The sequence below is a fragment of the Spirosoma aureum genome (assembly GCF_011604685.1).
Lineage (GTDB): Bacteria > Bacteroidota > Bacteroidia > Cytophagales > Spirosomataceae > Spirosoma > Spirosoma aureum.
Genome location: NZ_CP050063.1, coordinates 7,017,890 through 7,030,681, shown reverse-complemented (window position 1 = coordinate 7,030,681; position 12,792 = coordinate 7,017,890). Strand labels below are relative to the sequence as shown.

Genomic DNA, 12,792 nt, shown 5'->3' with positions numbered 1-12,792 from the left:
AGATTCTTCTTATTGAATTAATAATGTTTATTTTATATGTATAGTGAAAATAAAATATTAACATTTTATGAATTATTTACTTCCTAGATATTAAATATAAGTAAAATATCATTTAATAGTTACTTAAGGTATACATTTCGCGGATTAACACAGTTAACCTCTGAAATATTTAGTAAGCAATATATGCTAGAATGGTACACTTTTATTCTATAGTTCTGATGATTATTTAGTGTGGAGATCGAAAGTTACTGTTAAGGAAATTGCGACTTGTTTATGTGTCTATATAAATAAACTAAAAGCTATACCAAATCATATAATCCATTAGTCATCCATAAACCTCATTATCGATAATTTGTCGCTGACAACTGAATTAAGGCGAGGCTTATCGAGTACAATCGATGAAAGAGTTACGAAAGTCCACGCTTGAGGTGCCAACATTGATAACCATACTGAACCGTCTGATGCTGGAGTTACACATTTACTAGTCGTCAGCAATCATAAGATAGTGACTGTAAATAAGTTACCGAATAATTAATATCAATTCTCATAAATTTAAATAATACGGAATAGGGATATTTTTGTGATATTAATAGTGGCTACTTTTGAATGTGGCTACTGTGAAAGGAAATCAACCACAGTTCAACTTTTAACGATCTCATCCAATGGACAAACAGTTATTGGCCACGGTAGTTTCTGAGGCAAAACCAGAATCTGGCCAACTTCATCGGTCGAGCGGCAATTTCTCGACCGATTCTATCACACCCGGTGCGCTCTACGTAACGTTTGAAGTAGTGGATAGCCCCAATCCCGATGCGATTCATTTTGACGTTATGCGGGATAAAAGTGTTGGTTTTGATCCCATTGAATACAAAAATGCGTACAGCGGTTTTCAAAGTAATAATGTTGAGCCGTTTCGGTCTTTGTACATTGCCAACCCTGAAAATGCTTCAGCACCTTTTACCGTGAATGTTTACAGCATTTCATAGCGAATTTTAGGAAGATTCAGGCTAAGTTTCTATGTGGCCTAAACAGGCAAGGGTGCCGTAAATAAATTTATCATCAAATTTATTTACGGCACCCTTGCCTGTTTAGGCCGTCTCGATAGTCACAACTTATTGGCCTTCAGGAATAGTTGTAGGAAATGACGTACATGGGCCGGTTTATTTTAGTATGATCAGTATGACCTGGCAATTTGATACTTAAGTGAATATATTGTCCGAGTGGGAAATCTAAACTGTCATTTGTCGTAGTATATAAGCCTCTTTAAAACATAGTCGCTATGAAAACCTCTAAAAATAGACAATTTGTTAAACCTGTGCTTGGTCGAAGTCTGGTGGCTCTGGTTTTGCTACTAGCGATGGCCTGTTCCTCTCTGCTCTCTGACCATCTACCGCCTGATTCTCAGGCCGATCGCCGAAGTAATGTTCAAAAAACTGTCGATAGCGTTCGGACAGCCCTGGAAAAAGACCTCCAGAATTCGGTTCCTTCACTAAATGTGTTGATTCAAACACCTACTGAAAAAATACTGGCATCTTCGGTTCCTCCAGGTAACACCCCCGTCCTGGAAACGACTAATTTTCGGTTCGCCAGTAATACAAAAAACTTTACGAGTACTGCCATTCTGAATATGCACGAAGATGGTTGGCTAGATTTTAAGGCACCTATTACCGGCCTTATACCTGGCACCAGCGTGCCTTATGTTCCCAATACACCCGCGTGGGATTTCCCGTATAAAAACTCGATTACCATTGAGCAATTATTGCAACACAGTGCCGGTGTTTTTGATGTCGATAATGACCCCGTTCCTGGATTCAACGGAAAAACATTTACTGAAGCGACTCAACTGGCTGATCCTACACACCAGTTCACAACAGAAGAAATGATTCACCAGTTGATCATTAACAATCTTTCCTATTTTGCGCCGGGCACCGGTTATCATTACAGCAATACGGGCTATGCAATTCTGGGGAAGATTATCGAACGCGTTTATTCAACAAAAAGCGGCAGTGCTAAAACTTATGGCGATTACCTGAAAGATTATGTAGTTGGGCCGAACGCGCCTGTACCCGTTGCCATTCATTTTCCTGTCCGGGCTGATGATACGGTGTTGCCGAGCCCTCGTGTAGAAGGTCTTGAATTGCAACCAGGAAAGGCCATCAAGTACGGTGATTACAACATGAGTGCCCAGGTAGCTGAAGGAAATGGTTACGGTACAATGGCTGCTCTTAATACATATATACGCTCATTGATGAAAGGGCAAAACGTTTTAAAACCCGAAACCGTGACGATCATGCAAACGGATGCGTCGTCGACTAATCCAACCTATAGACTGGGTTGCACGTTGACAAAAAATCTGGGTTATGGTCATAACGGCGCGCGTATCGGTAATTTGGCGCTGATGGCTTACGATCCCCTCACCGACGTATCGATCGTGGTTTATTTGCCATTATGGGATCTTACCAATGGGCTGGATTCATTTACAAAGTGCTTTAATGCTATGTATGACGCGGCCTATGCCGCCAGAGCGACGTTAGGTTATCCAGGCAAACCCTGACCAGGGCACGGTGCTTTAAAAGGTTTATGCGCAAACAAGGGCACTCTACTTGGGTATATACACGAATGGGTAGGACTTAGATTCCTACCCATTCGTGTAAACTGATAAAGCTGAAAGGGAAATAGACCGGGCTACTGGCCGGTGCTCCGATTGACTACCGACCCAATATCGTCCGGTAAAATCCAGGCCAATGACGAGCCTGTTCGGAGGTTAGTTGCAATAATCGCTAATTGCTTTATAAGCGGGATTGTAGCCTAATTCGCCTGCTTTGGAGAGGTCGAGACAGCCACCATTTTCATCGCCAAGGCTATGTCGAATAATGCCGCGCACATAGAACGCTTCGCTGTAACGAGGATTTAGCTTGATCGCATCATTGCAATCGGTGATAGCGCCCCGCTGATCACCCTGGGCCGATTTGATCAATCCCCGCGAGAAATAAGCTTCGGCATAGGTAGGGTTCAATTCAATCGATTTGTTCAGGTCGGCAATGGCTCCCCGCTGATCGCCCTGCTTGTTTTTACTGACACCCCGCGAGAAATAGGCTTCAGACCGTTCCGGAGAAAGCTCGCTGATACGATTCCGCTCCTGAACCAGGTTGCGGAGGTTATCGAGGATGGGGCGGGTAATGCGACCGCTATATACCACCTTTGCGTCGGTATTCGAGTTGTTCATCTCGATGGCCTGCGTGAAATCCTGAAGCGCTCCCTTCTGATCACCAAGTTTGCCACGACAAAATCCGCGACCGTAATAAGCTTTGAAATTATCGGCCTTTAGGGTAATAGATCGGTCGTAGTCGGCCAGCGCGCCTTTAAAGTCTTCCAGCTTTCCTTTTGCGTAGCCCCGATAAAAATAAGCTTCGGCATCTTCCGGGCTTAATTCAATGGCTTTGTTGAGATCAGTAATCGCGCCGTTGAAATCGTTCAGTTCAACTTTCGAGATACCACGCCCTGAAAACGCCTGGGAACGTTTGGGCGTCATTTCAATCACTTTCGTAAAATCGGCCAGACTACCCGAAAAATCATCAAGTTTCTGTTTGGTGATGCCACGGGCATAGTAAACCAGAACGTTGGCAGGGTCAAGCTCGATTGCTTTCGAGAAATCGGCCAAAGCACCCCTGTATTGCTCAATTCGGCTCCGGCTGCTGCCACGGCTATAATACGCCTGAGGGTCGTCGGGGTTTAATTCGATCGATCGGCTGAAGTCCAGAAGGGCGCCCCGATGGTCATCCTGTTTACTTTTACTGGCACCTCGGCTCAGATAGGCCATTGCATCTTTGCCATTCAGTTCAATCGCCCGATCATAGTCCAGAATGGCCCCCCGGTGATCTTTTAGACTTGCTTTGGCAACACCCCGATTATAATAGCTTGCTGCATTTTCGGGGTTCATCGTAATGGCCATACTAAAAGCCTGTAGAGCACCCGTGAAATCGCCGGATTTACTTTTACCAATACCACTTTCGAAAAAATCGACGGCGGTTTGTTGGGCTGATGCCACAAATGGTACACAGAAGCACAGTAGAATAACTAACGGCAGGAAAGGTCGCATCATAAATTAAGGAAAATTAGTACTTGGTGAGTCGATTACTAATTGAGGGCCTAAAATTAGGCTTTCAAAAGAGATAGGCAAAGTAATGATACTGTTAATTTTCTGTAAGTCAGTTCAGTGAATTGTATTGGATTTAATCTTCTTCTTCAATAGAGCAGACATAATGTGCACATTTCGGCAACCATTTATTTTTTATTCTGCCATTTTGTCTTTATTTTCATCGCCATACCCGTCAAATAGTGACAAGATGTCGTAGTTGAGATTGTTTTTTGAATTGGTATGCTGTTTGCCATTAGGAGTATGTGTTCAAACAAGAACGATCCAAACAACAGAAAAAAAAATGGCAACTTTAGTTCGATATAACCGCATTCCAACTTTCTTCAACCCTTTTTACGGTCGCCCTGTCATTGACCGGTATCACAATACAAGCCCAAACGTTCCGGCTGTGAACGTAAAGGAAGTTGAAACAGCCTTCCAGCTTGAACTGGCTGCACCTGGTTTGAAAAAAGAAGATCTGAAAATTAACGTTGAGAACAATACGCTTACGATCGCTTACAAACCTGAAGCAAAAGCTGACGAAACAGGCCCTAAATTTACCCGGCATGAATTTGGCTTTAACGCTTTCGAACGGAGTTTCCGCCTGCCCAAAACAGTAAATGCCGACGAAATTAAGGCTTCTTATACCGACGGTATCCTGACGGTCGAATTACCTAAAATTGAGGTGAAAGAAGAGAAAGTAGTGAAAGAAATTGCCATTGCTTAATTAAGTAATCAGGCAAGTAGAGTCGACAGGGAATTGGTAGCTACCAATTCCCTGTTTTGTTTTTATCCCAACACGATACGAACAAAGGCCTCCAGTTTTTTTTCGTCTAATTGGCCATTTGTCCGGACTCCACTACAAATGTCGAGGCCAAACGGTTGTACGGTTTCGATTGCGTTCCGAACGTTTTCGATAGTGAGTCCACCAGCCAGAAATACGGGTACGGTCGACTGGGCAACAATCTGCCGACTGACTGCCCAATTGTGCACTCGTCCTGTGCCACCCAGCTCTTTTACGGCCAGGTTTGGGTTCCCTGAATCGAGCAGCAGGGCATCGACGCCGTTCTGCACGGCCTGTAGTGCTTCATCAATATTTTTCTCATCGATTACATGAATAACCTGCACCAGTTTAAGGGCGGGTAATGCGTCACGAAGTTGCGCGTATGTTTCGGGTGGTACGGCATCAACGATCTGGATCGTATTGGCACCTACGCGCCGTTGATGCGCAATGATATCGCCGGTATTGGTTTCGCTTGTGAGCATAAACGTAGCGATGGGTGGAGGTGTTGAGTCAACAATCAGGGCGGCTAACTCGTCGCCAACGACACCGGGGCCACTGGGCATTCGACCTACCAGCCCAAGGGCATCGGCACCGAGCCGAATAGCCAGACGAGCCTCTTCGGGACTGCTGATACAGCAAATTTTAATCCGTGTTCTGAACGGAGATTCCATTGGAAATTGCGCTTTTCTTGATTTGATAATTGAAAGTAGGGACAAAAAATAAAATTAATGGGTTAATCAGACAAGCAGCTTTCCAAAATATGGTTACCGACAGTTCCCCGACTGATACCTACGCATCCTTACGCATTCCAGACTTTCGCTATTTTGTAATGAATAGTTTCCTGATGACGGTTACATTATTGATTCAGGAAGTTATTCTAGGCTACGAACTCTATAAAATTACACACGATCCGCTGGCTTTAGGCCTAGTTGGACTGGCTGAAGCCCTGCCTTTTATTGCCATATCGCTTTTTGGTGGCCATCTGGCCGACCGGCGCGATAAAAAGCGGATCCTTCAGTGGAGCTCACTGGTTATCCTGTTTGGTTCAGTGATTTTATACCTTGTTTTTCAGCCGTCGGTTGTGGCGGGGTTGTCGCAGACGGCACGATTAGCCACGATTTATGGTGTACTGATGCTGATTGGTACGGCCAAAGGATTTTATTCGCCTGCCAGTTCGTCGCTAAAACCGTTTTTAGTACCACGGGAATTGTATACCAACTCGGCTACCTGGAGCAGCTCATTCTGGCAGGCAGGAGCAATTGTGGGGCCGGGTGTGGCTGGATTTATTTACAATTGGGTGGGTTTCGATAATACATTGATCGTAGTCATTGGTCTGTTTGCCATTTGTTTAGTCCTCATCAGTTTTATTAAGCCTAAGCCCGTACCCGTTACGAATGTGCCCGCTCAGCGGCTGACCGATAGCCTTAAAGAAGGTTTTCGCTTTGTCTTTAAAACCCAGATTGTTCTGTATGCGATCTCTCTTGATTTGTTTTCTGTCCTTTTTGGGGGCGTTGTGGCCATTTTGCCGGTTTTCGCCGAAGATATTCTAAAAGTTGGCGCTGAAGGGCTAGGGTTTTTGCGGGCGGCTCCTTCTGTTGGAGCGTTACTTACCATGGCCTTTATGACGAAATATCCACCCACGCATAATGCCTGGCGTAATATGCTATTGGCAGTAGCTGGTTTTGGGATTACAACGATTATTTTTTCGGTATCAACAAATTTTTACCTCTCCCTTGTCATGCTGGCGTTGACCGGAGCGTTCGATAGCGTGAGCGTGATTATCCGACAAACGATATTGCAGATATTTCCGCCCGACCACATGCGTGGACGCGTGGCAGCCGTGAATGGTATTTTCGTCAGTTCATCCAACGAAATAGGTGCTTTTGAATCGGGATTGATGGCCCGATTGCTGGGCACAGTGCCTTCAGTAGCATTGGGGGGTGTTGTTACGCTGGCTGTCGTAACGTACGTATATGCCAGATCGAAGGAGTTATTTGCCGTGAGGCTGGGCTAAGTTGCTCTGATAACAGGTTTGACAACAATACAGGCACTCGCCCGGCCACTGGCTGGCTAACGAGTGATCGGGCGAGTGCTGCGCTGATCGTTGTGTTTTAATGCGGGACAGGAGAAGGTATAAAGTCGCGAACAAACGCATTTACATCGATCTGCTTATCGAGAAGAACGCGTTCGTTGAAAATCTCCCAAAAGAGTTCGTCAGAAAGCTGATAATTACGCTGTAACTGGACCATATCGCGGATGCTTTCCTTGAGTTCCCCGACTTGCGGTTGCACCTGAGAAGTGCGGGATTGGTAATTTTCCATGACTTTTGCTTTTAGCGTGCGAGATTCTAAACACCCTCTATTTTATATTGTTTTGCCTTTGCGAGGAGGTGATTGACAAGTGATTAGAATAATTATATTGTTTCCGTTTATTTTAAGTAGTAAACCAAAACTTACCCCGCCATCATACAACTAAAATTTTTTCAATTAATTTAAAACCCTTGATTGTCAAGTTGAATTATGAAAAAAGCGCTACTTTTTTCGATGTCGTTGCTCGTAGGGGCTGGCCTGGTTGCTTTAAGATCTTCTACTGCGCCAAAGCCCATCAAACTGGTAAAAGTTTGGGAAACCGACACAACGCTTCGAACTCCCGAATCCGTCCTTTACGATGGACATAATACACTATATGTGGCCAATATTGACGGAAAATCGGATTCGCTCGATGGCAGCGGTTTTATTTCTAAAGTGTCACTCGATGGTAAGGTAGAAAATCTGCGCTGGACGTCGGGACTCAATGCGCCAAAGGGAATGGGATTGTTCAAAAAAAGACTTTATGTGACGGATGTTTATCGGTTAGTGGCCATTAATACGGAAACAGGACAGGCCGATAAGACCTGGGATGCGGTTGGCAAGGGGGCTTTTCTGAACGATGTAACAGTCGATAAAGATGGAATTGTTTACGTATCAGACAGTCGTGCCGATAAGTTGTATCGCCTGAAAGACGACAAGTGGGAAGTGCTGATGGAAGGCGAACAATTGAATAAACCAAATGGTGTGCTCGCTGTTGGTAAGGATAAACTGATGGTGGGCAGTACTAAAATTGGTGCCTTGCGAACATTGGATCTGAATACCAAATCGTTGACAACCGTAGCCGATGGCATGGCCAATACAGATGGAATTGTTCCAGCAGGAAAGGGAAATTATTTCGTCTCAGACTGGAATGGGCAATTGTTTCATATTAGCTCAGATGGAACAAAACAACAACTGTTGGATACCCGAGCTGATAAAGTTAATGCGGCTGATATTGAGTACGTTGCCAAGAAGAAATTATTGATCGTACCGACTTTTTTCAAAAACAAACTGATTGCCTATCGGGTCGAATAGATCGCAGCACTAATCAACGCCCGACCGCACTGGTCGGGCGTTGCTGGTTAATAGGAAATGTCTTCTTCGTCCAATAGGTTTTTGATATTTATCACACAGTCCTCCATAACCATTACATCATTGGCCCAATCCGTAATGATCCAATCCTGATTGGGGAGAAGAATAATAATTTTCTGAATTTTTGAAAGTACCCATAACACGCGCTCAACGCCAAATGTGAACAGTTCCCGGGTTTTCTCGGAAATGTAAGCCACATCGCTCCCAATCTCGTTCAGGTCAATTTTGATGTCTACTTCCACAACAACCTTGGGCGCTACATCAAAATATTTACCTTTTAATGGGCCTAATTTCGCTTTTTCAAAAATGGCAATGTCAGCGGATAAATTATCACCAACGGCTACATGTAAACCCGATTCATTAGTTGCCGTAATAAACCGCTTCCTGTCTCGATTAATGGTGATATGCGTATTAATTAGCGATACCAGAATCGCCTGTAAATCACTGCTGCCCATGATATCCTCGGGTTTGAGAATGCCTGCTACTACATTGCGATAGTCTTTGTAGTATAGCGGGCGACCATTGAGCGTCTCGTAAATGAGCGCATCGGGAATGGCTTCCGTTTGGACGGTTTCTTTGTCAGAAGATACCATAGTCGTATTAATTTTTAGAAAGTTACAGAATTAACGGCTTCTCCCCAACAGGGTTTCAATGGCGTTCTGGGCCCGATCAACGCCAAAACCAGCAACCGCTTTAGCCATGTGATCGACAATGAGTTCGGTCCCTAAATTGCCAATACTGCCCTCGTGCGTATGGTGCAGGGTGCGAGGAGGGTTATACGTATGTTCGGCAATCTCTTTGCCAACCGTCTGGTAGGCTTCACGAAAAGGTACGCCTTGTAAAACGAGTTCATTTACCCGCTCTACACTGAATAATAGATCATACTTTGAGTCGTCGAGCAGATTTGTTTTCACCTGAATATGCTCCAGCATGAACTCGGTGATATCCAGACAATCCAGGAGTTCATCGAAGGCTGGCATCAGAATTTCTTTCAGCAGTTGCATATCGCGGTGGTAGCCGGAAGGCAGGTTGCTCATCACCAGCGTCACCTCCATCGGCAGGGCTTTCAGTCGGTTCGTTTTAGCCCGCAGCAGCTCGGCTACATCGGGGTTTTTCTTGTGGGGCATTATGCTGCTGCCGGTTGTGAGTGCATCCGGCAAGGTCAGAAAACCGAAATTCTGGCTGTTATAGAGGCAAATATCCATTGCCATACGGGAGATCGTTGCCGCTATTGCTGCCAGTGCGGTCAGGGCGGTTTGTTCTGTTTTTCCCCGGCTCATCTGCGCATAAACAACGTTTACGTGCATTCCCTCAAAACCCAGCAACTCGGTTGTGAGCGTGCGGTTGAGCGGGAATGACGAACCGTAGCCAGCTCCCGAACCAAGCGGATTCCGATTGGAAAGACGGTAGGCTGTCTGTAGCGTCAGCATATCGTCGGCCAGGGCTTCGGCATAGGCACCAAACCAAAGGCCAAATGACGATGGCATGGCAATTTGCAGGTGTGTATAGCCCGGCAGCAGGTCATTTTTATGCTGTTCGGAACGGTCGATGAGTCGATCGAATACACGCTGGGTAGCCTCCGCAACGCGCCAGAGACGATCACGGGTAAAGAGTTTCAGGTCTACCAGTACCTGATCATTGCGTGACCGGCCCGAGTGGATTTTCTTGCCGACGTTGCCCAGGGTGCGTGTTAGCAATAATTCAACCTGAGAATGAACGTCTTCAACGCCCTCTTCAATAACAAAACTGCCTTCCTCAATGTCCTGATATATGGCTTTTAATTCATCGTTTAACAAGCTCAATTCATGGTCGGTGAGCAGGCCAATTGTCTCCAGCATCTGCGCATGGGCCAGGTTACCCAGTACATCGAAAGGAGCGAGGTATAAATCCATTTCGCGGTCTCGCCCGACCGTGAAGCGTTCAATTTGTTCGGCTGTTGTGACGCCTTCTTTTTGCCAGAGTTTCAATTTCTTAACGAGCGAAAGAGTGAATGAGCGAATTGATGAATAGCTAACGCGAACAATATGCACTCATTCGCCATTCACTCTTTCGCTCATTAAATATGGACAAAGTTCGTAAAGAAAGTTGGTTGGAGCGTATGAACTGTCAAAGACTGTTCAGGATTGGGCCAAAACTGTTTCGTTCAGGTAAGATTAAAGATGGAATTAAATGCCGGAAAACAGGCGAATGACGGCAAAACTGAGTCTTAACTACGACTTGGCAACGCCAGCATTCTATCGTCGGAATGACATAAAACGTTCATAGCGCTCTTTTTGAAAAGTATAAACAGCTTCGTAGTTTGTCTTTCTGATTGGTAAGGTTACTTGAATGCGAGATTTAAGTTAGCGTTTAACGAATTGAATAGCGCAGCCACCTCCTTTGGCCAGGTGAAGCGACAGGGTAGTTTTAGAGGTCACCGTTTTCTTTTCAATGAGGTACGTTTCCGGGTTTGTTTGCCAATCCGTGTTGGCTGCATCGCGATAAATCGTTGCTTCATAGATGTTGCCAAGCTCTAAAAAGCTCAGACTGAGCGATAAGTCACGGCTGTTTTCGTCGGTGATAGCTCCGGCAAACCAGCTAGAACTACCTTTGGCTTTACGGGCAATTAGCACATAGTCGCCCGGCTCGGCGGCTACTACTTTGGTATCGTCCCAGTCAACCGGCACATCGCGAATAAACTGAAAAGCGTCCAGGTGCTTTTCGTAGTTCTCGGGCAGATCAGCCACCATCTGGAGCGGACTGTACAGCGTAACATATAAGGCAAGTTGTTTTGCCAATGTTGTACGAACGCGTTGCGTCCGTGTACTATCAAATTGATTCAAACGAAAGCGAAACAAACCGGGCGTAAAGTCCATAGGGCCGCCCAGCAGGCGGGTGAATGGTAGAATGGTGGTGTGCTCAGGTGTAATTCCCAGCGTTGGGGCGTTATTGAATTCACTACCCCGAGCCGCTTCGCTGGCCATCCAGTTGGGGTAGGTACGATGAAGGCCGGTTGGGTGGGCCGATTCATGGGAATCCAGCATAATTTTATACTCAGCCGTCTTTTCGGCAACCCGCTGGTAGTGATTGATCATCCATTGTCCATCATGATGTTCGCCCCTCGGAATAATACGACCGACATAGCCCGTTTTAACGGTGTTGATACCCTTTTTCACCATAAACTGATAGGCCGCATCCATTCGGCGTTCGTAGTTCGTAACCGAGCCCGATGTTTCATGATGCATGATGATTCGAACTCCTTTCTGACGGGCATAGCTGGTGAGCGAATCCAGATTGTAATCCGGGTAGGGGGTAACAAAATCGAAAACGTCTTCTTTCCAGTTTCCAAACCAATCCTCCCAGCCAACATTCCAACCTTCGACCAGCACGCCATCAAAGCCATATTTGGCCGCAAAGTCAATGTATTTCATGACGTTTCGCGTGTTGGCCCCATGCTTACCTCCGGCTTTTTCCCAGGTCGCTTTGCCGATGTGCATTTCCCACCACATACCTATGAATTTCTGGGGTTTGATCCACGATGCATCGCCAATTTTTGATGGCTCGTTGAGATTCAAAATCAGTTTTGACGCCAGTAAATCGGTTGCCTGATCACTGACAATAATAGTTCGCCAGGGTGTTTGGGTGGGCGTTTGAAGATAGGCTTTATTGCCCACCGCATCCGGCACTAGTTGAACTGTGAGGATACGCTTGCTTTTGTCTACCCTCAGATGCATGACCGGGTAGTTTACTAATGCGGCTTCGTAGATGCTGATATACAGGTTGTTGTCTGTTTTGAAAAGTAAAGGAGTTTGAACAGCGTCGGGACCGATTACCGATTTTAAGGCCGTATCTTTTTCCCGATCGGCCGCAGCGACAGCGTCAATTTCGCTCAGTTTGGTCGTGTTATAGAGGTATTCATTCGAGTCATAATCACCCGGCATCCAGAACGTTTTATGGTCAGCTGCCAGAACAAACTGGGTCAGTTCATCGGCCACAATAAAGTGAGTAAGGGTTGTCTGTTCGGGAAACTCATAGCGGAATCCCAACCCATCATTAAACACCCGAAATCGTATGCGCAGCCGGATGTTTGAAGCGGATTTGTCCTGTAATGTGAGCACTAACTCTTTATACTGATTACGGATTCGGTTGGTTTCTCCCCAAACGGGCTGCCAGTTTTCATCGACTGTAGAGGAGTCTGCTGCAATGATGGTAAATCGAGATAGCGATACTTGTGGTTTGCTCAGAATAAATCCCAGGCCAGCGGGTTCAATGACGGCTTTCCCTTTATAGGAGACCTGATAGGAAATATTGCCTTCCGAGGTGTTTCGTATAACAAGGTTAATGGATTGGTTTGGCGAGGTCGTGGAAATCAGTGGCTGGGCATACGATTTCGCCAGCAAAAGGCCAGATAAAATTGTGATTAGTAGATAGTTAGGCATAGCTGTTTCGAAGTT

At 45.6% G+C, this 12,792-nt stretch carries 11 protein-coding genes; 5 read left to right on the top strand and 6 right to left on the bottom strand.

Annotation, left to right across the window (positions count from 1 at the left end):
• Positions 1–662: 662 nt before the first annotated feature.
• Both G8759_RS27945 and G8759_RS27940 read left to right on the top strand, forming a co-directional pair.
• Positions 663–986, top strand: coding sequence for a DeoR family transcriptional regulator (locus G8759_RS27945; protein ID WP_167215867.1), 324 nt, complete (start codon positions 663–665; stop codon positions 984–986).
• Positions 987–1,279: 293 nt separating this feature from the next.
• Positions 1,280–2,554, top strand: coding sequence for a serine hydrolase domain-containing protein (locus G8759_RS27940; RefSeq protein WP_167215865.1), 1,275 nt, complete (start codon positions 1,280–1,282; stop codon positions 2,552–2,554).
• Positions 2,555–2,764: 210 nt separating this feature from the next.
• Here the strand turns inward: G8759_RS27940 and G8759_RS27935 are convergent, their stop codons facing one another.
• On the bottom strand, positions 2,765–4,102 hold the full coding sequence (locus tag G8759_RS27935; protein ID WP_167215863.1) for a tetratricopeptide repeat protein: 1,338 nt from the start codon (positions 4,100–4,102) through the stop codon (positions 2,765–2,767).
• 337 nt (positions 4,103–4,439) lie between these two features.
• On the opposite strand from G8759_RS27935, the gene G8759_RS27930 reads away from it, so the two are divergent.
• Entirely contained in the window at positions 4,440–4,862 is a 423-nt protein-coding gene (locus G8759_RS27930; protein ID WP_167215862.1) for an Hsp20/alpha crystallin family protein, read from the top strand.
• Between the two features lie 62 nt (positions 4,863–4,924).
• Here G8759_RS27930 and G8759_RS27925 read toward each other — a convergent pair whose 3' ends face one another.
• Complete coding sequence (locus G8759_RS27925; protein WP_167215860.1) at positions 4,925–5,590, bottom strand: phosphoribosylanthranilate isomerase; 666 nt, start codon at positions 5,588–5,590, stop codon at positions 4,925–4,927.
• An 89-nt stretch (positions 5,591–5,679) separates the two neighbouring features.
• On the opposite strand from G8759_RS27925, the gene G8759_RS27920 reads away from it, so the two are divergent.
• Positions 5,680–6,933 carry an MFS transporter gene (locus G8759_RS27920; protein WP_167215858.1) on the top strand — a complete coding sequence of 418 codons (1,254 nt, stop codon included), beginning with the start codon at positions 5,680–5,682 and terminating at the stop codon, positions 6,931–6,933.
• A gap of 97 nt (positions 6,934–7,030) precedes the next feature.
• Here G8759_RS27920 and G8759_RS27915 read toward each other — a convergent pair whose 3' ends face one another.
• Entirely contained in the window at positions 7,031–7,210 is a 180-nt protein-coding gene (locus G8759_RS27915; RefSeq protein WP_232073970.1) for a hypothetical protein, read from the bottom strand.
• Between the two features lie 228 nt (positions 7,211–7,438).
• Here G8759_RS27915 and G8759_RS27910 point away from each other — a divergent pair, with 228 nt between their 5' ends.
• Positions 7,439–8,302, top strand: a complete 864-nt coding sequence (locus G8759_RS27910; protein ID WP_394353264.1) for an SMP-30/gluconolactonase/LRE family protein — start codon at positions 7,439–7,441, stop codon at positions 8,300–8,302.
• Between the two features lie 47 nt (positions 8,303–8,349).
• On the opposite strand, the gene G8759_RS27905 is transcribed toward G8759_RS27910, so the two are convergent.
• From G8759_RS27905 to G8759_RS27895, 3 genes are all read right to left on the bottom strand, one after another.
• Entirely contained in the window at positions 8,350–8,952 is a 603-nt protein-coding gene (locus G8759_RS27905; protein ID WP_167215854.1) for a Uma2 family endonuclease, read from the bottom strand.
• A gap of 30 nt (positions 8,953–8,982) precedes the next feature.
• Positions 8,983–10,326: an argininosuccinate lyase gene (gene argH, locus G8759_RS27900; RefSeq protein ID WP_167215852.1), complete on the bottom strand. Its 1,344-nt coding sequence runs from the start codon at positions 10,324–10,326 to the stop codon at positions 8,983–8,985.
• A 375-nt stretch (positions 10,327–10,701) separates the two neighbouring features.
• Positions 10,702–12,777 (bottom strand): glycoside hydrolase family 97 protein, encoded by a 2,076-nt coding sequence (locus tag G8759_RS27895; RefSeq protein ID WP_167215850.1) that lies wholly within the window; start codon positions 12,775–12,777, stop codon positions 10,702–10,704.
• Between the last annotated feature and the right edge of the window lie 15 nt (positions 12,778–12,792).